This window comes from Hymenobacter glacialis (genome assembly GCF_001816165.1).
GTDB lineage: Bacteria > Bacteroidota > Bacteroidia > Cytophagales > Hymenobacteraceae > Hymenobacter > Hymenobacter glacialis.
In genome coordinates this window covers 121,264-142,127 of record NZ_MDZC01000112.1, presented here as the reverse complement: position 1 = coordinate 142,127, position 20,864 = coordinate 121,264, and the positions used below count along the sequence as shown (strand labels likewise).

The 20,864-nt window shown below is 62.8% G+C and carries 15 protein-coding genes and 1 riboswitch; of the genes, 8 read left to right on the top strand and 7 right to left on the bottom strand.

All coding sequences use genetic code 11. The features are described from left to right. Window positions 1–6: 6 nt before the first annotated feature. Window positions 7–1,158 (bottom strand): acyltransferase family protein, encoded by a 1,152-nt coding sequence (locus tag BEN48_RS16230; RefSeq protein WP_070736061.1) that lies wholly within the window; start codon window positions 1,156–1,158, stop codon window positions 7–9. A 273-nt stretch (window positions 1,159–1,431) separates the two neighbouring features. After that, window positions 1,432–2,667 carry an acyl-CoA dehydrogenase family protein gene (locus BEN48_RS16225; protein WP_070736059.1) on the bottom strand — a complete coding sequence of 412 codons (1,236 nt, stop codon included), beginning with the start codon at window positions 2,665–2,667 and terminating at the stop codon, window positions 1,432–1,434. A 201-nt stretch (window positions 2,668–2,868) separates the two neighbouring features. Here BEN48_RS16225 and BEN48_RS16220 point away from each other — a divergent pair, with 201 nt between their 5' ends. Then, window positions 2,869–4,608 (top strand): APC family permease, encoded by a 1,740-nt coding sequence (locus BEN48_RS16220; protein WP_070736057.1) that lies wholly within the window; start codon window positions 2,869–2,871, stop codon window positions 4,606–4,608. A gap of 145 nt (window positions 4,609–4,753) precedes the next feature. Here BEN48_RS16220 and BEN48_RS16215 read toward each other — a convergent pair whose 3' ends face one another. After that, window positions 4,754–7,237, bottom strand: a complete 2,484-nt coding sequence (locus BEN48_RS16215) for a TonB-dependent receptor (RefSeq protein ID WP_070736055.1) — start codon at window positions 7,235–7,237, stop codon at window positions 4,754–4,756. 61 nt (window positions 7,238–7,298) lie between these two features. Continuing rightward, window positions 7,299–7,404, bottom strand: a riboswitch (TPP riboswitch). Between the two features lie 210 nt (window positions 7,405–7,614). Between BEN48_RS16215 and BEN48_RS16210 the strand changes: the two genes are divergently transcribed. Continuing rightward, window positions 7,615–7,794, top strand: a complete 180-nt coding sequence (locus BEN48_RS16210) for a hypothetical protein (protein ID WP_158010225.1) — start codon at window positions 7,615–7,617, stop codon at window positions 7,792–7,794. A 33-nt stretch (window positions 7,795–7,827) separates the two neighbouring features. Here the strand turns inward: BEN48_RS16210 and BEN48_RS19205 are convergent, their stop codons facing one another. Continuing rightward, a complete protein-coding gene (locus tag BEN48_RS19205; RefSeq protein ID WP_158010224.1) occupies window positions 7,828–9,270 on the bottom strand; it encodes an aldose epimerase family protein in 1,443 nt (480 codons plus the stop codon). 161 nt (window positions 9,271–9,431) lie between these two features. Beyond that, entirely contained in the window at window positions 9,432–10,058 is a 627-nt protein-coding gene (pnuC, locus tag BEN48_RS16200; RefSeq protein WP_158010223.1) for a nicotinamide riboside transporter PnuC, read from the bottom strand. Window positions 10,059–10,145: 87 nt separating this feature from the next. On the opposite strand from pnuC, the gene BEN48_RS16195 reads away from it, so the two are divergent. The 3 genes from BEN48_RS16195 to hrpB all read left to right on the top strand — a co-directional run bounded on the left by BEN48_RS16195 (window position 10,146) and on the right by hrpB (window position 14,062). Beyond that, the gene (locus BEN48_RS16195) at window positions 10,146–10,478 is read left to right on the top strand and encodes a rhodanese-like domain-containing protein (protein ID WP_070736049.1); all 333 of its coding nucleotides are present in this window, start codon (window positions 10,146–10,148) and stop codon (window positions 10,476–10,478) included. A gap of 80 nt (window positions 10,479–10,558) precedes the next feature. After that, window positions 10,559–11,347 carry a YqjF family protein gene (locus BEN48_RS16190; RefSeq protein ID WP_083321139.1) on the top strand — a complete coding sequence of 263 codons (789 nt, stop codon included), beginning with the start codon at window positions 10,559–10,561 and terminating at the stop codon, window positions 11,345–11,347. Window positions 11,348–11,356: 9 nt separating this feature from the next. Beyond that, the gene (hrpB, locus tag BEN48_RS19860; protein WP_241502302.1) at window positions 11,357–14,062 is read left to right on the top strand and encodes an ATP-dependent helicase HrpB; all 2,706 of its coding nucleotides are present in this window, start codon (window positions 11,357–11,359) and stop codon (window positions 14,060–14,062) included. Window positions 14,063–14,269: 207 nt separating this feature from the next. Here hrpB and BEN48_RS16180 read toward each other — a convergent pair whose 3' ends face one another. Both BEN48_RS16180 and BEN48_RS16175 read right to left on the bottom strand, forming a co-directional pair. Further along, entirely contained in the window at window positions 14,270–15,109 is an 840-nt protein-coding gene (locus BEN48_RS16180) for an FRG domain-containing protein (protein WP_070736048.1), read from the bottom strand. Between the two features lie 93 nt (window positions 15,110–15,202). After that, entirely contained in the window at window positions 15,203–16,054 is an 852-nt protein-coding gene (locus BEN48_RS16175; RefSeq protein ID WP_070736047.1) for an oxidoreductase, read from the bottom strand. Window positions 16,055–16,201: 147 nt separating this feature from the next. Between BEN48_RS16175 and BEN48_RS16170 the strand changes: the two genes are divergently transcribed. From BEN48_RS16170 to BEN48_RS16160, 3 genes are all read left to right on the top strand, one after another. Then, entirely contained in the window at window positions 16,202–17,611 is a 1,410-nt protein-coding gene (locus BEN48_RS16170) for an alpha/beta hydrolase-fold protein (RefSeq protein WP_070736045.1), read from the top strand. A gap of 88 nt (window positions 17,612–17,699) precedes the next feature. After that, on the top strand, window positions 17,700–19,178 hold the full coding sequence (gene guaB / locus BEN48_RS16165) for an IMP dehydrogenase (RefSeq protein WP_070736043.1): 1,479 nt from the start codon (window positions 17,700–17,702) through the stop codon (window positions 19,176–19,178). A 209-nt stretch (window positions 19,179–19,387) separates the two neighbouring features. Then, window positions 19,388–20,857: a PP2C family protein-serine/threonine phosphatase gene (locus BEN48_RS16160; protein ID WP_070736041.1), complete on the top strand. Its 1,470-nt coding sequence runs from the start codon at window positions 19,388–19,390 to the stop codon at window positions 20,855–20,857. Window positions 20,858–20,864: the final 7 nt, after the last annotated feature.

The following is a 20,864-nucleotide window of genomic DNA, read 5'->3' as shown; positions in this document are numbered from 1 at the left end:
GCCAAATTACGCGGTGGGCGCGGGTTCTGCTGCTGCCGTGGGGGCGGCGGCGGCCGGCGCGGCCGCAAAGCGACTGCGCCGGTACTTCTCCTTGAGGTACCGATTGCAGGGAATTTCTACGTATTTGTGCAGCAGGTAGCTAAGCCCCAGGCTTATCAGGAAGATAACGCCCGTCAGCACGTAGCTGTCTTCCACGAAGTCGTACACGTCGTTTCGGCTCACTACGTACCTGATTACCAGCTGGTGAATCAGGTAAAAGCTAAAGCTGATTTCGCCCAACAAGACCAGTGCTTTGCCAGAGAGCATGGCCGACACGTAGCCCCAGCTGTGCGCGAAAGAGAAGATAACCAATGCCATGGGCACCCAGTAGTAGCAGGAATAGCGGTACACCACTGGCACGTAGTTGTGGTAGTAAAACACTGCCACAAACGCCCCTACCGAGAGCAGCTCCATGGCCGTAGCCCCCGCCCGGGACCGGTACAGCCGCCCCAGGTAGCTGGCCTTGTACACTTGGTGCAGGAAAATGCCGAGCACGAAGTCCACAATACGAAAGAAGGGGTTGATGTAGAGGTATTTGTGGTGGCTCTGGCCGGGCGAAAAATACATGAAGGCCGGGATGGCCAGAAACAGCAGGAAGCTGTAGCGCAGCAGGGCTTTGTTCCTGATAAAGAGCAGGATGATAAAAGGAAAAGCGAAGTAAAAGAACATCTCATCTGAGATGCTCCAGGAGGGCGCGTTGTAGGCGAAGAAGTAGTTGGGGTCGGGCACGAAGCTGTGGAGCAGGGCCGCATTGCCCAGGAACGTGGCCACGGAATCGGCGGGGTCGGCGAAGAAGTCGCTGGCCTGCTCGGTGTTGGCTATTTCCAGGGCCAGCGCCAGCAGCAGCGTGAGCAGGTGCAGCGGGTACACGCGGGCAATGCGGGCCACCCAAAACTCCCGCAGCGACACCTTGCGGCTCAGCAGCCGCTCGTCGTAGTTCAGCGAGAGGATGAAGCCGCTCAGAATAAAGAAGAAGCTCACCCCGATGAAGCCCTCGCCGATTACGCGGTAGTGCCACTCTTTGAACTGCGGGTACTGTGCGAAATCAAAAAACTGCAGGTGGTCGCCAAACACCATGAGGGCGAACAGGAAACGGAGCGAGGTAAGCGGTTTAATCATCGGCGAAGGGCAAACCCAACTGCTTTTCGGGTATCCGGCAAGTGGTGGGGCAAAGCTACGGGAATGCGTAGCGCCGGGCTCAAAGTTGTTCGCAGTCAGGAGTTGCGGCTATTGCCTAAGGATGGAACCCGATGAACACTGCCCGTAAAGTCCCTGCAAGCGCTACTTGCTGCGCAAGGGTTGAACACCGCAACGCCCCCGGCACGGAATGTTGCTTATCAAAAAAAGGCCGCTCCTTACGGGGCGGCCGCTTTTTTTGATAAGCAACCAGGGTTATTTAAACGCCTGAATACCCGTAATGTCTGCGCCCGTGATGAGCAGGTGGATATCGTGCGTGCCTTCGTAGGTAATCACCGATTCCAGGTTCATCATGTGGCGCATGATGGGGTACTCGCCCGTGATGCCCATGCCGCCGTGAATCTGGCGGGCTTCGCGGGCCACGTGCAGGGCCATATCCACGCTGTTGCGCTTGGCCATAGAGATTTGGGCGCTGGTGGCTTTGCCTTCGTTTTTGAGCACGCCCAGGCGCCAGGCCATGAGCTGGGCTTTGGTGATTTCGGTAATCATCTCGGCCAGTTTCTTCTGCTGAAGCTGAAAGCCGCCGATGGGCTGACCGAACTGCTCGCGCTGCAGCGAGTACTTCAGGGCCGACTCGTAGCAATCGATGGCCGCGCCGATGGCACCCCAGGCAATGCCGAAGCGGGCCGAATCGAGGCAGGAGAGCGGGCCTTTGAGGCCGTCGATGTTGGGCAGAATGTTCTCTTTGGGGATTTTCACGTCCTCAAACACCAGCTCGCCGGTGCAGGAGGCCCGCAGGCTCCACTTGTTGTGGATTTCGGGCGTGGAGAAACCCTCCATGCCGCGCTCCACAATCACGCCTTTGATGCGGCCCTGCTCGTTTTTGGCCCACACCACGGCCACCTGGCACTCGGGCGAGTTCGAAATCCAGAGCTTGGCGCCGTTCAGCAGGTAGTGGTCGCCCATGTCCTTGAGGTTGGTGGTCATGCCGCCGGGGTTCGAGCCGTGGTCGGGCTCCGTCAGGCCGAAGCAGCCCAGCCACTCGCCGGAGGCCAGCTTGGGCAGGAACTTCTTGCGCTGCTCCTCCGAGCCGTAGGCGTAGATGGGGAACATCACCAGCGAACCCTGCACCGAAGCGGTGGAGCGCATGCCGGAGTCGCCGCGCTCTATTTCCTGCATAATCAGGCCGTAGCTGATGTAGTCGAGGCCGCCGCCGCCGTATTCCTGGGGGATGGTGGGGCCAAAGGCACCAACATCGCCAAACTTCTTCACAATTTCGCTCGGAAAGTGTGCGTCCTGCGCCCACTTCTCGATGTTGGGGTTGATTTCCTTCTTAACGAAGTCGCGGATGCTTTGCCGAATGAGCAGGTGCTCTTCGGTGAGCAGGCCGTCGAGGTCGAAATAATCGGTAAAGCCGTTGGCGTTGGTGCTGCCTTTCTGGGCAGTGTGGGCTTTGGACTCCGGGGACAGGACGTCGGCTTGGGAAGACATAGGGGGTGGTGAGGTGGGATGGTGGCGTAAAGATAACAGGCTGGCCGAGGGCGTGGTTCGGCAAAGCTCTTGGCCACTGCCAGCCAGGGCCGACGAATTTGCGGCAAGCTTCGCAATAATTTCGCTACTTGCCCCCCCTAAACGCGACCTTCGCCGTAAAACTCATTTTTCTATTACCTCCTGCCTTTCCCAAGGCCCGCCATGAGCCACGACAAGAAACTCAACGAGCTGGAAGCCACCTCCATTTGTGGCAACGACATTTCGTCCTCCTGCCTTTACGTATCGGCGCTTGCCATTTCCTACGCCGGGCAATACGCCTGGCTGGCCCTGCTGGTGGTGGGCGTGGTACTGTTTCTGTTTCGCAAAATTTACGGCGAAGTAGTGGGCGCCCTGCCCCTAAACGGCGGCGCCTACAACGTGCTGCTGAACACCACCAGCAAGCGCAACGCCGCGCTGGCGGCCTGCCTCACCATCCTGTCGTACATGGCCACGGCGGTGCTCTCGGCCAACGAGGCCATGCACTACCTGCACACGCTGTGGCACGGGTTGCCCATCATTGGGGCCACCATTGGCCTGCTGCTGTTGTTTCTGCTGCTCACCATCCTGGGCATGTCCGAGTCGGCCATCGTGGCGGTGGTTATTTTCATTACGCATCTGTTCTCGCTCACGCTGCTGGTGGGCGTGGCGGTGTGGTACCTGGCCCAGAACGGCTTCGATAACCTGTCGCTCAACTTTGCAATGCCTGTGAAGGGGGGAAGCGTAGTCAATGCGCTGTTTTTTGGCTTTAGCGCCGCCATGCTAGGTATTTCGGGGTTCGAAAGCTCAGCCAACTTCGTGGAGGAGCAGGCTCGCGGGGTGTTTCAGAAAACGCTGCGCAACATGTGGGTGGTGGTCACGGTGTTCAACCCGCTCATTGCCTTTCTGGCCATTGCGGTGCTGCCGCTGGCCGAAGTGGGGCAGCACACCGAAACCCTGCTCTCGCACATGGGCACCGTCACGGGGGGGCCGTGGCTGGGCACGCTCATTTCCATTAATGCCGTGGCCGTACTCAGCGGGGCCGTGCTCACCTCCTTCGTGGGCGTGAGCGGCCTGATGAAGCGCATGACCCTGGACCGCATCCTGCCGCAGTTCTTCCTCAAGGAAAACAAGCGCGGCAGCAACTACGTCATTCTCGGCACGTTCTTCCTGCTCTGCGTGTCGGTGCTGCTCATCACCAACGGCAAGCTGGGCCCGCTGGCGGGCGTGTACACCATTTCGTTTCTGTCAGTGATGGCCTTTTTTGCCCTGGGCAACTTCCTGCTCAAGCGCAAGCGGCCCAACCTGCCGCGCCCCGTGTACGCCGGCGTTATCACCGTCACGCTGGCCATCATTGGCGTGTTTGTGGCCTTGTTTGGCAATGTTAAGATGCACCCCGAGTACCTGGTGGTGTTCCTGCAGTACTTCCTGCCGACCATGGCCGTGGTGTCCATCATGCTCAACCGCATTGCCATTCTGAATTTTATTCTCTCGACCGTGGAAGCGTTTGAGCGCCAGTTGCCCCGGGCTTCCCGCCTGGGCCGCTTGCTAGTGCGCCGCCAGCTGCGCGAACTGTCCCAGCAGGAATTTGTGTTCTTCACGAAGGGCGACAACGTGGTCAACCTCAATAAAGTGATGGCCTACGTGGTGGAAAACGAATTTACCAACCGCCTGAAAATTGTGACGCTTCTGAGAGACGGCGAGAAATTCCCCGAAGACCTGCTGAGCGACATTCGGGTGCTGGACCGCGCCTACGAAACCATTGAAGTAGACTTCGTGACCATGGAAGGCCACTTCGGCCCGGAACTGATTGAGGAGCTTTCGACGAAATGGAAAATCCCCAAGAACTTCATGTTCATCGGCTCGCCCGGCGACCGGTTCCCGTATCAGATTTCGGAGCTAGGCGGCGTGCGACTGATTATTTGAGCAGGCGGCCTAATAAAGGAGAAAGAACGTCATGCTGAGCTTGTCAAGCATCTCTACTGCAACACTAAAATTGATTAGTTGCGCGGGAGAGATGCTTCGACAAGCTCAGCATGACGTTCTTTTTCGGTTTCTATTCTAATAAGGCCTAAAACTTCACGTTTACCGATGCCAGGAAATTACGCAGGGCCTGCGGATAGTACCAGTTGAAGGTTTCCTGGCGGCCGCTGGCGCCCACGTAGCTGTAGGTGTAGCCGTTGGCTGCGTACTCGTGGTTCAGCAGGTTATTTACCAGAATTGCCAGCTCAATCTCCTTCATGAAGACCGGGCGGAAAGCGTAGCGCACCCGAAAATCAAGCGTTTGGTAGGGTTGGAGGCTGCGGTTTTTGTTGGCGGAATTGTCGAGGTATTGCCGGCTCACGGTTTTGAGCAGCAACGCCGTGCGCAGGCCCCGCAACGGCTGGCCTTCCAAGGTGTGGGCCGATACCACGGCCGGCGAGTAGGAGATGGTGGACGTGCGCGGCGCCCCCACCACGGCCTCGAAATTCTCGTCGTACACCACGTCGCGGTAGTTTCGGATGCGGTTCTGGCTCAGGGTGAGCGTGCTGCTGAGGCTGATTTTATCGGCAGCGGCCACGGCGCCGGTCAGCTCCAGGCCGCGGCGGTAGCTGCGGGCCACGTTGGTGCGCAGGGCGGTGCCCACGTCGTTGAGCTGGCCGGTGGCCACGAGCTGGTCACGGTAGTTCATGTAGTAGTAGTTGGCCTCGAAGCGCGCGTCCGTAATCAGCCCCAACCAGCTGAGGCCGGAACGGGTGATGCGGTAGCCGGCTTCGTAGTCTTCGAGGCGCTCGGGGCGGGCGGTCTGGTCACCGGCGGGGCGGTCGGTGAAGTCGGCACGCACGGGCTCGCGCTGGCCCACGGCAAAGCTGGCGTAGAGCTGCTGCCCGTGGCCCAGGGAGACGGTGGTGCCGGCCTTGGGGTTGAAAAACGTGTAGCGGGCGCGGGTGGTCACATCGTTCTGGTCGTCCTCAATCCCGTTGATGCGGTACCCGATGCGGCGCAGCTGCAGGTCGCCGTACACGCCCAGCCAGGGCGTGGCCTGCCAGGTGGCGCGGGCGTAGGCGTTGTAGTCGGTTTTGGTGGCGTTGTTGAAGTAGTAGCGCTGCCGGTGGGCAATGTTCTGAGAGTATTGCGCCCAGATTATCTCGCCGTAGTGGTCGTTGCTGAAGTGATTCCAGGCGCCGCCCAGAGTAGCCTGCAGCTTGCCATCGCGGGGCTGGTAGTTAAGGGCGAAAGTGCCGCCATAGAAGTAGTTATCCAACCACTTCTGGTCGATGAGGTTGGTACGGGTAATGGTCTGGGTGCCTACCACCACGTTGGGCAAGCCGTAAGCCGAGAACTTGCGGCGCTCGCGGTAGCTCTCGTAGTAGCCAAATCCCCGGGTGAGGTGGGCCGCCGCGCCCACGTTCCAGCTGGCGCCCAGGCCCTGCGAGAGGTGCAGCTGGTAATGGTTCTGCTGGTAGTTGTCGGTCTGATTGTCGTAGGTGTAGTAGCTGTAGCGGCGGCCCTCCCGAAGCACCCGTGCGGCATTGGCTTCCGAAAGCTCGCCATTATCCACGTAGGTCTGCAGCAGGGCGCGGTTGCCGGTAATGGCCGGCTCGGGCACGCCGTTCCAAGCCTGGTAGGTTTTTTCACGGCCCGAGAAGGTGATGAACTTCAGCAGCGTGTTCTTGGCCTGGTAGCCCGCCGCGAAATAGTACGATTTCAGGTCCGACGCCGCCCGGTTCATGTAGCCATCGGTGGCAATGCGCGAGAGACGCCCGTCTACCGTGAAGTGCCCACCCACCAGCCCGGTGCCGAACTGCACGTTGTTTTTCCAGGTATTGAAGGAGCCGTACGTGTTCTGGCTTTCGGCGTAGGCCTCGCGGCGCACGCCCAGGGTCGAGATGTTGATGCTGGCCCCGAAGGCCGCGCCGCCGTTCTGGCTGGTGCCCACGCCGCGCTGCACCTGCAGGCTGTTGATGGACGAGGCCAGGTCCGGCAGGTTCACCAGAAACGAGCCGCGCGACTCCGGGTCGTTTAGCGGCACGCCGTTGATGGTCATGTTGATGCCCGTATTGCTCGTGCCCCGAATTCGGATGTCGGTATAGCCCACGCCCGCGCCGGCATCGGAGTTTACCACCACCGAAGGGGTCTGGTCGAGCAGGTAAGGCAGGTCCTGGCCGAAGTTGCGTTTGGCCAGGTCTTCTTTGCTGAGGTTGGTGTAGGCCGTGGCGGTGCGGTCGTTGGCCTGGGAGGCCGTCACGAGGGCTTCGCCGGTGAGCACGGCGCCGGGCTGCAGCGCAGGACGCAGCCGTTGTTCCCCGGCCTGGCCCACCACGCGTTGCACCAGCGCCTCGTAGCCCAGGAAAGTGATGCGCAGCTCGTGCGCGCCGGCCGGCACGGCCGGCAATGCGAAGGCGCCGGTGGCATCGGTGGTGCCGCTGGCCGTGCCATCGAGCAGAATGGTGGCGCCGGGGAGGGCTTCGCCGGTGCGGGCATCGGTAACGGTGCCGGACACGGGGCCTTGTGCCCATGCCGGTGCGGTGGCCAGCGCACACAGCGCCGCCCCCGCAAGGAGTACAGTTTTCAAAAAGATTATGGCGTAAAAAATGGAACGCGCCGCTAGCCCAGGGGTCGGAATAGCAGCGGAAACGTCCGCGGATTGTTTGTTCCCTTCGCCGGCATTACCCGGTTCAGGTTCGATGGGTATCATCTCAGCCGATGTCGTGCACAACATCAGCACCCCTAAACATGGCGCAAAGGTAGCACGCCAGCCGGCCGGGCCACAACTTCCAGGCGCGCATCGCACAAAATGGCTTGGTCGTTTGTTGAAAGACAGTTAATTTAGGGACGCGGGCCGGCGCAACGACGGGCTAGTGCCCTACGTTCCAGCCCCGCCCCGCTTCAGCCGCTATCGCCATGTTCAGCCTTGTCTACGCCGTTGTTTTCTGCGCCTTTTTCATCTTTATGCTGGTACTGCCCCGGCGGCGGCGGCGCGCACTCCCCCCGCCCCCACCGCACGACGGCGACGACGACGGAGGCGAGCCCCACGACCCCGGCCTGCCCGACCTCGACTTGCCCCCCGGCATTTCCCGGCCCATCAACGACTGGGAGCCCGACTACAACAAGCCCCGCGTGGGCGTGTAAAGCAATAGGAAATACAAATCAGCTGCTGGCGGCTCACCCCACCTCGATACTGTAGGCAGCAGAGAATACCTGGCCTGGTGCCAGGGTCAGAATGCCTTCTTTGTCGCGCAGCTCGCCGGGGGCGCCGGTGGGGCTGGCCACGCCGTGCCAGGGCTCCACGCACACAAAACCGGCACCGGGCCTTTTGGTCCAGAGGCCGAGGTAGGGAAACCCATCGAACTGGAAGCGCACGAAGTGCACCGACTTGCGCGAGCGCAGCGTGAGCCGCGTAAAATCGTAGTGCTTGAAAACCAGGGCGTCATCGGCAAACAGGTCGTAGCGCAGCGGCAGCACGTTGCCCTCGGTAAGCACCGGAGCGGTTTGGCCCGTGAGCAGCCCGCCCTCCAGCAGGTGCCGCTCCAGGCGCACGGGGTGGTCAAACTCGAAGAAATAATCTTCAAACACCTCATTGGGCAGCAAGGGGCACCGCACCGCCGGATGCGCCCCGATGCTGAACAGCAGGGGCTGAGCGGGGGCAGGGTTGCGCACGTCCCAGCGCACGGTGAGCAGGGTGTCGCGCAGGGTGTAGGTAATGGTCAGCTCGAAAGCAAACGGGAAGATGCTCCGGGTAGACTCGTCGTGCTGCAGCTGGAAAACCAGTTCCGTGGGCTGGTGGCGCAGCACAGCAAATTGCTGGTCGCGGGCAAAGCCGTGCTGCGGCAGCTTGTAGTCGCGGCCTTCGTGGTGGTACACATCACCGGGCAGGCGGCCCACCAGCGGAAACAGCACCGGGGCGTGGCGGCCCCACACGGCGGGGTCGGCGGGCCAGAGGTACTCCAGGCCGTTGGCCGAGGTCACCAGGCTCGTGAGCTCGGCGCCGTGCGAGGCAAACGTAGCCCGGCAGCTGGGGGTGAAAAGGGTGTAGTGCGTGGGGTGAGGCAACTCAGGCTGAGCGGGCGGCGCGGGCGACATGGGTGGCATTATGGTTTGCAGCAGCTCATCAACCAAAAAGCAGGCCTGGGCAAAGCGCCGGTCCTCGTCGCCGGAAATCTCGGCGAAGTTGGACATCTGGTCGCGCAGCTCGCGCTGGTAGAGGTCATAGAACTGCTGGCGCAGGTGCGGGTGCTCGCGCAGCGGGTCGGGCTGCCAGGGCAGGTCTACGCCCATGAGCAGCACCAGGTCGTAGTGCTGCTGGTCGATGCGGCGCAGTATCCACTCCGGGCAGTTGCCAAAGGCGTGCTCAGCCCAGATTTTTATTACCAGCAGGTCGCTGTCGCAGAACACCACGCGCGTGGCCAGGGCCGCGGCCTGCTCCTCGGCGGCCAGCTGCCCCCGCGCTATTTCTTCGAGGTCCTCGGCGGTGTAGTGCGGCCCGGAGGCGGCGAGGTATTCCCGGGCAAATTCGGGGGCGAAAGTGGTGCCGTAATGGGCCGCCAGCCGGGCGGCCAGCGTCGATTTACCCGTAGATTCCGGGCCAGTGAGGGAAACGCGCAGCAAAGGTGAAGGAAGAAGAGAGGTGGAAGGACAAGCTATGTACTGATTCCGGCGCTCATTGTTGGGCGAAACAAGCAGAACCGTCATTTGCTATTACGCCACCACCTGACGTGGATTAACCGTCAGCGTTGCTTTTTCAGTCATTGATTTGGTGGTAACCGACTTTAAACAGCCGCGGCCGACGAGGGCAGCTGCGTGGACAGCTCGCGCCGCCACTGCCAATAGCCGTAGGCGGCCAGAATCAAATACAGGAAGTAGAGCAGGCTCACGAAGTAAAGGTCCTTGTACCACAGCATGGGCACGTAAATCACATCAACCAGCAACCACAACAGCCAGTTTTCGAGCCGCTTGCGGGTGAGCAGGTACTGGGCCACAATGCTACCGGCCGTGGTAAAGCTGTCGATGTAGGGAAAGGCCGCGTCGGTATGATAGCGCAGGTAGTAGCCGAAACCCAGCGTGAAGAGGGCCGCAAACGCCGCGCCCAGCAGCCATTCACGGCCCTGCGCATGGGTTACGCGCAGCTCGGTAGCATCGCGCCCGCCGTAGAGCCACTGATACCAACCGTAGCCACTCAGCAGAATAAACAGCCCCTGCAGGCCGCAATCGGCGTACAGCTTTGCCCTGAAATATACCACCACGAAGAGCAGGCAGCTGAAAATGGCAATCGGAAAGTTCCAGAGGGACTCGCGGGCCGCCAGCCACACGCAGGCAAAGCCCGTGACCACGGCCACCAGCTCCAGCGGGGTGGTGGCGTGCCAGTAATGAGCAAACGAGGTTGGGATATCTAGCAACGGCAGGGCGAGCATCGGGGCACAGCCCGGCGGGAGGCCGCAAGATAGGGGCGGCAGGGCTATTTTTGCAGCTTCAGCACCCGTACCATGCCCAACAATTCACTAGAAATCAGCCCTGAAGACCTACACGCCCGCCTGCAAACTGGCGAAGACTGGCAGCTGGTGGACGTGCGCGAAGCCATGGAGTTTGACTACTGCCACCTGCCCGGCAGCGTCCTGCTGCCCCTGGATGAATTGCCGCGCCGCGCCGCCGAAATCCGCACCGAAGGGCCGGTAGCGGTTATTTGCCACCACGGCGTGCGCTCGGCCCAGGCGCTGGGCTACCTGCGCCAGCGCCTGGGCCGCACCAACGTGCTCAACCTGCGCGGCGGAGTAGCCGCCTGGGCCGACCAGGTCGACCCGACTTTTCCGCGGTACTAAGTATCGGTGGAGGGCAGCTGGCAAACCTGCGGCCCCGGTTTGGGGTTAGGTGCCGTCAGAGAAGCTACTCCTTCGCCACCATGTCCCAGTCCTCCATTTCGCCCGTTGCGCTGGCCGCCCCCGCCGCCCCTACCCTGGCTGGCCGCCTGGCCATGCGCAAGCGGCCCGCCGGCACGCCACTGCTCCGCCAGGAGTGGAGCGACCTGCTGTTTATGCACTGGGCGGTGCCGGCCGAGCTGCTGCAACCCCACCTGCCGCCACGCCTGCAGATAGACACCCACGACGGCATGGCGTGGCTGGCCATTGTGCCTTTCCGGATGTCCGATGTCCGCACCCGCTTCACCCCGCCGGTGCCCGGCGCCAGCGAATTTCTGGAGCTGAACGTGCGCACCTATGTGCACCTCGACGGCGTGCCCGGCGTGTGGTTTTTCTCGCTCGATGCCACCAATCCCCTGGCCGTGTGGGTGGCCCGCACGGTATTCAACCTGCCCTACCTGCGCGCCACCATGCACATGGAGCGCCCCACCGCCCAGCTGCGGCAGTTCCGGGCCAAACGTACGCACCCCGGGGTGGCCCCGGCCGCGTTTCGGGCCACCTGGAATATCATGGCACCCCTGCCGCCGGCTGAGCCGGGCTCGCTGGCGTTCTTCCTCACGGAGCGCTACTGCCTCTACACCAGCAACAAGGCCCAGACCAAGCTATACCGGGGTCGCATTGCGCACGCCCCGTGGCCCCTGTTCACGGCCAACGTGCTCCACTATGAGTCTTCGCTGATAGAAAGCCAGGACCTGCCCACGCCCGCCGGGACCCCGCTGCTACACGCCGGCGGCCCCGTGAGCGTGGAGCTGTGGCCGATGCAGCGGGTGTAATTTTGGCGGGTGAATACTGCTTTCGTCCTGCCGCCGCTGCCCGATTTGCCCATTATTGCGGCGCTGCCCGCCCTGCGGGCGGCCCTGGCCGCACACAGCCGGGTGGTACTGGAGGCGCCCCCCGGCGCAGGCAAAACCACCGTGGTGCCGCTGGAGCTGCTGGCCGCCACCTGGCGCAACCCCGCCGATAAGATTCTGGTGCTGGAGCCGCGCCAGCTGGCCGTGCGCGGCGCGGCGGCCCGCCTGGCGCAGCTGCTGGGCGAGCCCGTGGGCCGCACCATCGGCTACCGCGTGCGGCTGGATAGCAAGGTGAGCCGGGAAACCCGGGTGGAGGTCATCACCGAAGGCATTCTGACGCGCATGATTCAGGACGACCCGGCGCTGGAAGGTGTGGCGGCCGTGGTGTTCGACGAATTCCACGAGCGCAGCCTGAACGCGGATTTAGGCCTGGCGCTGGCCCTTGATGCCCAGGCCGTGCTGCGGCCCGAGCTGCGCATTTTGATAATGAGCGCCACGCTGGAAGCCCAGCGACTGGGGCAGTGGCTGCCGGCGCCGGTGGTGTCGTCGGCCGGTTTTTTGTTTCCCATTGATACGCACTACCTCGACCCGCGGCGGGCGTCGGCGCTGCCCAACAAGCCCAATGAGCGGCTGGCCGAGCTGGTGCCCGCGCAGGTGCGGGCGGCGCTAAGCACGCATCCTGAGGGCGACATCCTGGTTTTCCTGCCCGGCGTGGGGGATTTGCAGCGCAGCGCCCGCAAGCTCACCGATGCCCTGGCCGACCACGTAGACCTGCACCTGCTGCACGGCGAGCTGCCGCTCGAAACCCAGGACGCCGCCCTGCGCCCCGCCCGCGCCGGCCGCCGCAAGGTCATCCTCGCCACCAGCATTGCCGAAACCAGCCTGACCATTGAAGGCGTGCGCGTGGTAATTGACGGCGGGTTTGCCAGGGTGCCGCGCTTTGTACCGCGCACGGGCTTTACCACCCTGGAAACCGTGCCCGTGGCCCGCGCCGCCGCCGACCAGCGCCGCGGCCGCGCCGGCCGCCTGGGCCCCGGCACCTGCTACCGCCTCTGGACCGAAGCCGAGCACCACAACCTGCCGGCGCACCGCCCGCCCGAAATCCACACCGCCGACCTCAGCAGCCTGGTACTGGAGTTGGCCCTGTGGGGCGCGGCCGACCCCACCAGCCTGCGGTGGCTGGACGTGCCGCCCACCGCCGCTTTTTCCCAGGCCCGCGACTTGCTGGTGCGCCTGGGCGCTTTGGAAATAATTAAAAATGAAGAATTAAAATTTAAGAATGAGGTGGTCAGTAATGGTTCATCGGGTATAAAAGCTCACAATCCCAGTGCAGAACAACCCATTTTTAATTCCGCCCTAAAGCCCACAGCCCACGGCCGAAAACTGGCCGCGCTGGGCTTACCGCCTCGGCTGGGCCACTTGGTGGTGCGTGGGCAGGAGCTGGGCCACGGCTCCGCCGCCGCCGCCCTGGCTGCCCTGCTGGCCGAGCGCGACTTGCTGCGCTGGGCCTCCCCCACCGACACCCGCCCCGCGCCCCCAGACCTCCGGCTGCGGCTCGAAGCATACGCCAACGGCCGGGCGCCTCTGCCGGGCCTGGCCTTGCACCACGCCACCCTCCAGCGCGTGCGCGACGTAGCCCGCAACCTCATGAACCGGCTGGGTCTGCGAGAGCCATCCAGTAACCAGGCCATTATGCAGTCGCCAGTTGGCCTGCTCACCGCTTTGGCCTACCCCGACCGGCTAGCCCAGCGCGAAACCCACGACCGATTACGGCTCGTGACGGGCCAGCGCGTGAGCCTGAACACCACAGAGGTCGACCCGCAGGCTACGTTTTTTGCGGTGGCACACTTGGCCGGCACCTCGTCGGCCCCGCGGGCCACGCTGGCGGCCCCGCTGGAGCAGGACGAGCTGGAAACGGCTTTTGCCGACCAGATTACCATCACCGACGAAGTGCGCTACGACCCCACCGCCCAGCGCGTGACCGGCCGCCGCATGCGCCGGCTGGGGGCATTGCTATTGGCCGAAACGGTGATTGGCCAACCCGAGCCGGCTTTGGTGGTGCGCGCCCTGCTCAGCTATTTGCAGGAAGTCGGCATCAGTAAGCTGAACTGGACGCCGGCGGCCCGGCAGCTGCAGCAGCGACTGGAATTTATGCGGCAGCACTTCCCGGCCTCCGAATCTACTTTGGAAGAAGAGCGCTGGCCTGCCTTCGATGAAGAAACGCTGGCACACGAGCTGGCAGAGTGGCTGGGCCCGCACCTCACCGGCCTCAAAACCCTGAGCGACGTGCAGCGCCTCGACCTCACGGAACCGCTGCTGGCGCGCCTGCCCGGCGGCTGGAACCAGCGCCAGACCCTGGACCGCTTCGCCCCGGCCGCGCTGGAGGTTCCCAGCGGCTCGCACATCACGCTGGACTACAGCGACGGGGCTGCGCCCGTGCTGGCCGTGAAGCTGCAGGAGCTGTTTGGCCTCACCGAAACGCCCACCGTGGCCGGCGGTCGCGTGCCGCTGCTGCTGCACCTGCTCTCGCCGGGCGGCCGGCCCGCGCAGGTTACCCGCGACCTGCGCAGCTTTTGGGAGCGCGGCTACTTTGAGGTGCGTAAGGACCTGAAGGGCCGTTACCCCCGGCACCCGTGGCCTGACAAACCCATGGAACACATCCCCACCAGGCTCACTAAAAAGCGACTGGGCCAGTAGCTTGGCGTGGTTTCGCGGTCAGTTTGTTTCACAGGCATTTGCCATCCTGAGCGCAGCGAAGGACCTTCTCACGAGTGGGCGTTCATCCAACGGATTCCGTTCAGTTATGAGAAGGTCCTTCGCTGCGCTCAGGATGACTGTTTTATAGCTTTCTCAGTGGCTCCCCTAGCTCAGAAGCTACCTAAGCGAGTCTAACTAAACCCAAAATCAACGCATTTCGTTTTCGTCGAGGAAGGGACTGCCGTTGTTGCGGGGCGAGTAGTGCCGATGCAGCCAGCGGCTGAGGCCGCCGAGGCCGGGCAGCAGCACCCGCTCGGTAATGTTGGCCTGGTCGAGCTTATCGCGCACTTCCCACTTGAGCTTGGCCGGAATTACAATGCGAAAGTATAGCTCCGGGCGGTCGGCGAGCCAGTCGTGCAGCACGCTCTGGGCCGTGCTCATCAGCGAAAAAAGGGCGTACTGGTGCACAATGCGGGCATCGAGGCTGGGCGGCTCCAGAAACAGCACGTAGGGCTCGGCTTGCAGCACTTCCAGTTCGCGCAGGCTGCTGCTCACGGGCTGCAGCAGCTCGGAGGTAAACACGTTGGAGCCTTCCTGCTGCAGGGCCTGGCGCAGGCGGGCGGGCAGGTGTTCGGCAGCCTTCACGTAGTTCAGGGCCCACACAATGCCGTCTTCGTGGTAGGCGTCGAGGTCGTCGGTGGCGAAGTGCAGGGCCACGTAGGGCGAGTACGTCCAATCGAGCAGGCGGGTGGGCAGGCCGTGGTGCTGGGCCAGAGCCAGCCAGTCCCAGGTGCTGGCGGCCTGGGCGGGCATGGTGGTATCGCGGGCGTATTTGCGAAAGTTGCGCAGCAGGTGGTGTTCCAGCTCGTGGTAGTGGCCGCCGAGGCGCTGCAGGCTGGTGTCCAGCTCGTAGAGGTGCGAGCGGCTGCCGCGGTACACAAACGGCGAGCGAAACCGCCCGATGCTCCCGTCCCAGGTGTCCTTAAAAAGCAGCCCCTGCAGGTGTTCCCAGGAGGTAGCAATGTGGTCGTTGGCGGAGAGCGGCATGGGGCGAAGGTACGGCGGGAGCCATTGGGCACAAAAAAGCCTCCGCAGCGGCGTGAGCGCGCTGGCGGAGGCTTTTTATACGGAAGCTATGGCTTACTCGCCGGCCGGAAAGTCGGCGGCGTTGCCCATGTCTTCGTACTGCGCCAGCTCTTTGCTGGTGCTCTCAAACTTCTCGCGGGCGCCTTTCACGGCCGCTTTGCCCAGGGGCAGGTGCAGGGGCGGGTTGTCCATGTGCACCACCTCGTACATGGCCTTGGCCGCGCGGTCGGGGTCGCCGGGCTGGCGGCCGCTATTGCCCTGAATGCTGCGCAGGTTTTCGCCCACCGTGGCCTGGTAGTCGTCAATCTTAGTATCGGCGAAGGTGGCCGACTCTCCGGCCCACTTGGTCCGGAAACCGCTCGGCTCGATGTTGGTCACCTTGATGCCCAGCGGCCCCACCTGCTGGCTCAGGCTTTCGCCAATGGCCTCCAGAGCAAACTTGCTGGCGTTGTAAATGCCCACGCCGGGAAAGGTTTTCAGGCCACCGATGCTGGTGATGTTGAGCACGTGGCCCGCGCGGCGCTCGCGCAGGTGCGGCAGCACGGCCCGCAGCACGTGCAGCACCCCAAACACGTTCACGTCGAACTGGCGCTGCACCTCCTCGGCCGGCACCTCCTCAATACTGCCCATGGAGCCGTAGCCGGCGTTGTTCACCACCACATCAAGATGGCCAAAATGCGCAATGGCGTCGGCCACGGCCGTTTTCACCTGCGGCTCATTGGTCACGTCGCACACCACGCCAAAAGTGCGGCCGGCTTCCTTGGCAGTAAATTCTTCGGCCTGCTCGGGCTGGCGGAACGTGGCGGCTACGCGGCCGCCTTTTTCAAGAATGTAAGTAGCCAGAGCTTCGCCGAAGCCGGACGAAGCTCCGGTGATGAACCAGGTTTTGGAAACAGAATCAGACATAAATCGGGGATTGAAATGGTAGCTGGTAAGACGGATTGAGAGGCAAAATGTTTGACAGGCGCTTTCAAGTGGGTTTGCAGCAGGCCGTTGCTGTACCTTCGCAACGGGCCTTGTCCCACCCACACCCGCCACCCTTCTCCTTATCCTATGAAGCACCTTTTCTCGCTTTTACTCGCCTTGCTGAGCTTTGCGGCCCACGCGCAGGTTACCTTCAAAATCACGGCCGTGCCGGCCAACACGCCCGCCAACGCCACCATTTACATGGCGGGCACTTTCAACAACTGGAACCCGGCCAGCGCCGCGCACGCACTCACCCGCAACCCCGACGGCAGCTACGAAATCACGCTGCCCACGGGCACGGGCACCATCAAATACAAGTTCACCCGCGGCGCGTGGGCCGCGGTAGAAACCACCGCTTCCAACGGCCAGGTACCCGACCGCGCGTTCACGTTTGGCAGCAGCGCCGGGCCAGTGCTTCACCAGGTGCTGAACTGGGAAGACCTGGCCGGCGGCACACCCAGCGGCCAGTCCACGGCTGCGGCCAACGTCAGCGTTATCTCTACCGCGTTTGAAATGCCGCAGCTGGGCCGCACCCGGCGCGTGTGGCTGTACCTGCCGCCGGGCTACGCCACCAGCGGGCGCCGCTATCCCGTGCTCTACATGCAGGACGGCCAGAACGTGTTCGACAAGCTAACTGCCTTTGCCGGAGAATGGGGCGTTGACGAAGCGCTGAACCTGCTCAACGCCAACGGGCAGGACCCCACGGGTTGCATAGTGGTGGCCGTTGACAACGGCGGCGCCAACCGCATCGACGAGTACTCGCCCTGGAACAACCCGCAGTACGGTGGCGGCAAGGGTGACCTGTACCTGGACTTTCTCGTTCAGACCCTTAAGCCTTACATCGACGCCAATTACCGCACCCTGACCAGCCGCGAGAACACCGGTATTGCCGGCTCTAGCATGGGCGGGCTCATTGCCACCTACGCGGCCCTGCGCCACCCCACTGTTTTTGGCAAAGTAGGCGTGTTTTCGCCTTCTTTCTGGTTTGCCACCCAGCCTTTGTTTGAGTACGTGCACCAGCACCCGGTTCCTGCAAACACTCGCTTCTACTTCGTAAGCGGCGCTTCCGAAAGCGCTACCATGGTGCCCAACATGGCCGCCATGCGCGACTCGCTGCTGCGCGGCGGCGTGCCGGCCGCCAACATAAGCTTCAACCCGCGCGCCGATGGCCAGCACGCCGAATGGTTCTGGCAGCGCGAATTCCCGGCGGCGTACTCCTGGCTTTTTGCGCCGGCTACCGTCACGCCGGTCCGGGCCAGCCAGCGCCTGCAGGCCAGCGTGTACCCCAACCCCGCCGCGCAGGAATTGCGCATTGCCCTGCCAGCTTCCCTCGCCGACGGCCAACTTCAAATCAGTGACGCACGCGGCCGCACAGTACTACGAACCGCCGTGCGCAACGGCGACGCCGTGAGCCTGCGCAACCTGGCGGCGGGCCTGTACCTGTCGCGGATAACGGCCGGCGGCGAAGTCAGGGTGGTGAAGTTCGCGAAAGAGTAACTCCAGGCCAAAATATAGCCGGGCCTTAACCCAACTTCCCGCTGTACCTTTGTCTGGCAAAAGGCCCCAACGCCCAACCCCTTTTGCTATGGCGGATTCCGCAACCCCCAAAATTGCCTTCGAGGCCCTGACCTACGACGACGTACTGCTGCTGCCAGCGTACTCCGAAGTACTGCCCCGAGACTGCGACACCGGCACCCGCCTCACCCCCAACATCCGGCTGCAAACCCCGCTCATTTCGGCGGCCATGGACACCGTAACGGAGTCTGACATGGCCATTGCGCTGGCGCAGGAAGGCGGCCTGGGCATCATTCACAAGAATATGTCCATTAAGGCGCAGGCCGACCAGGTGCGCCGCGTCAAGCGCAGCGAATCGGCCCTGATTCAGGACCCGTTCACGCTGCCGCCCACCGCCACCCTCGCCGACGCCCGCCAGCTGATGCGCAAGCACGGCATCGGGGGCATTCCCATCATCGGCGATGACCGCCGCCTGGAAGGCATTCTGACCAACCGCGACCTGCGCTTTGAGAAAGACCTGACCCAGCCCGTGACCACGGTGATGATTCCGCTTAGCCGCCTCGTCACCGCGCCGGCCGGCATCGACCAGGCCGAGGCCGAGCAGCTCCTCACCGACAGCAAAGTGGACAAGCTGCCCCTGCTGGACAGTGAAGGCCGCCTAGCAGGCCTGATGACCTACAAAGACATCCGCAAGCGCCGCCGGGCCCCGCACGCCAGCAAAGACAGCAAGGGCCGGCTGCGCGTGGGCGCGGCCGTGGGCGTGACGCCCGACCTGCTGCAGCGCGTGGCGGCCCTGGTGGAAGCCGGGGTTGACATTGTGAGTCTCGACACCGCCCACGGCCACTCCAAAGGCGTGATGGACGCCGTGCGCGCTATCAAAGCCGCGCACCCAAACCTGGACGTGATGGCCGGCAACGTGGCCACCGCCGCCGGCGCCCGCGCCCTGGCTGACGCCGGCGCCGACTGCGTGAAAGTGGGCGTTGGCCCCGGCTCAATTTGCACCACGCGCATTATTGCCGGCATTGGTGTGCCACAGCTTTCGGCCGTGCTGGAAGCAGCACGCGGGCTGGCTGGCACCGGCGTAACGCTGGTGGCCGACGGCGGCATTAAATTCTCGGGCGATGTGGTGAAGGCCCTGGCGGGCGGCGCGGCTGCTGTAATGGTGGGTTCGCTGCTGGCCGGCACCGAGGAAGCGCCGGGCGAGCTGATTATATACGAAGGCCGTAAGTACAAGTCCTACCGCGGCATGGGCTCGGTGGAGGCCATGGAAGACGGTAGCAAGGACCGGTACTTCCAGGACGCCGAAGACGACGTGAAAAAGCTGGTGCCCGAGGGCATTGTGGGCCGTGTGCCGTTCAAGGGCAATGTATCGGAGGTGATTTACCAGCTGGCGGGCGGCCTGCGGGCGGGCATGGGCTACGTGGGCGCTGCCAATATGGAAGCGCTGCAAGCGGCGCAGTTTGTGCGCATAACCGGAGCTGGCCTGCGCGAGTCGCACCCGCACGACGTGCAAATCACGCGCGAAGCCCCCAACTATTCGAGCCGCTAAACCGGCTTGGGGTTGGCCGGCGCAACAAGGGACAGCGGTGGCTTGGGCTGGCGCTGCGCTTGTTGCGCCGGTCAAAATTATGCAAGTAAATTTCAGTAGCCGATGGTATCTTGCATGCCGATTGGGCGTCTGCCAAGGCGCAACGGGCTGGTAGTTTTGTGTTATTCGTAGCTTCGCCTGTGCGTCATCCGCTTTTTTACATTGGTTTTTTGTTTACACTTCTGAGCATTAGCTTGGTGGTAGCTAACATCGTGAGCACGGGAGTGGCAGCAGTGCCCGTGTCGAGCTGGCTGCTGTTGGCGGCTATGACGGGTATAATGGGCATCCTCTGGCAGCTGTTTACCCGCCCGCCTGCCCAGCCTGCTGCCGTAACGGAAAGTCCTAAGGCCGCCGCGCCGCGCCACCTCGAAATCCAGAGTCTGCAGCGCCTGGTGCAAATAGTGCAGCACGGCCAGACTTCCTGCGAAGTGTACAGCACGCTGCTGGAGTCGGCGGTGCAAACCGTGCAGGCCGATGCGGCCTGGCTGGTTCTCCTGCCCGACCACGCCAAAGTAGACGCCGCCGATGCCATTCAGTACTATAACATCTTGCCGGCGCAGGCCGAAGAGTTGAGCCGCCACCTGCTCGCCCACACCCTGCCGGCGGGCGAGCACATCACCAACGACCTCAACCTGCGGCCCGGTTTTGAGGGCAGCAACCAGCGCTTTCGGTCGCTGCTGCAGCTGCCGCTGCGAGGGCTGCATTTCGAGTACGGCATACTGTACCTGCTCAAGGCCGAGCCCCACACATTCGACGGCGAGGACCTGAGCATTCTGCAGACCTTCACCAGCCAAGCAGTGCTCAGTATTGAGAACCTGGAGCTGGTGCGCACCTCACTGGCAAACCAACGCACGCAGGAGGAGCTGAAAATTGCTTCGCAGGTACAGGACAGCCTCATTCCCAAGAACCTACCCACCGACAACTGGTTCGAAATCAGCTCGCACTCGCTGGCGGCCAAGGAGGTGGGCGGCGACTTCTATGACTTCCTGCACCTGCCCGGCCGGCGGCTGGCCGTCATCATCGGCGACGTGAGCGGCAAAGGCGTGACGGCGGCCTTCCACATGGCCCAGATGAAGGGGATTTTCCATTCGCTGATGCAGGAAAACCCGCTGGCCAAAACCGAGCGCGACAAATTCCCGGTGCCCAGCCGCTTCATGGCCCAGGCCAACACTGCCCTCACGCACTGCCTGGAACGGTCTTCTTTTATAACTTCTTCGCTCTACATCATTGATTATGAGCAAGGTGGATTCGTATTTGCCCGCGCCGGGCACTGCCATACGCTCTATTACCATGCCTTGCGGGAGGAAGTGTTCTATTTCGAATCCACGGGCCTCGGTCTGGGCATCATCCGGAACGAGAGCTACGAGAAGCACATCAAAAACCAGTTTTACGACTACAGCCCCGGCGATGTGATGGTGATATACACCGACGGCATTGTGGAAGCGCGTGGCGGCAACGGCACCGACGAGTACGGCGAAGACCGGCTCAAGCTGCGCCTGGAAGAAAGTTATTTCCAGGAAGCAGAGGACATTAAGTCGTTCATCCTCGCCGACCTAAATGGCTTTACCCACGGCTTTCCCATACACGACGACCAGACGCTGCTGGTTATAAAATTCAAGTCGGCTCAACCCCCACTGTGACCCTGAC

What these genes read in the sequence shown, in the direction of transcription:
- BEN48_RS16190 (WP_083321139.1), top strand. Translation starts at nt 10,559, where the DNA reads ATGTCCCAGTCCTCCATTTCGCCCGTTGCGCTGGCCGCCCCCGCCGCC.
- BEN48_RS16180 (WP_070736048.1), bottom strand. Translation starts at nt 15,109, where the DNA reads ATGCCGCTCTCCGCCAACGACCACATTGCTACCTCCTGGGAACACCTG.
- BEN48_RS16220 (WP_070736057.1), top strand. Translation starts at nt 2,869, where the DNA reads ATGAGCCACGACAAGAAACTCAACGAGCTGGAAGCCACCTCCATTTGT.
- BEN48_RS16225 (WP_070736059.1), bottom strand. Translation starts at nt 2,667, where the DNA reads ATGTCTTCCCAAGCCGACGTCCTGTCCCCGGAGTCCAAAGCCCACACT.
- BEN48_RS16230 (WP_070736061.1), bottom strand. Translation starts at nt 1,158, where the DNA reads ATGATTAAACCGCTTACCTCGCTCCGTTTCCTGTTCGCCCTCATGGTG.
- BEN48_RS16170 (WP_070736045.1), top strand. Translation starts at nt 16,202, where the DNA reads ATGAAGCACCTTTTCTCGCTTTTACTCGCCTTGCTGAGCTTTGCGGCC.
- BEN48_RS16175 (WP_070736047.1), bottom strand. Translation starts at nt 16,054, where the DNA reads ATGTCTGATTCTGTTTCCAAAACCTGGTTCATCACCGGAGCTTCGTCC.
- BEN48_RS16210 (WP_158010225.1), top strand. Translation starts at nt 7,615, where the DNA reads ATGCTGGTACTGCCCCGGCGGCGGCGGCGCGCACTCCCCCCGCCCCCA.
- guaB (WP_070736043.1), top strand. Translation starts at nt 17,700, where the DNA reads ATGGCGGATTCCGCAACCCCCAAAATTGCCTTCGAGGCCCTGACCTAC.
- BEN48_RS16195 (WP_070736049.1), top strand. Translation starts at nt 10,146, where the DNA reads ATGCCCAACAATTCACTAGAAATCAGCCCTGAAGACCTACACGCCCGC.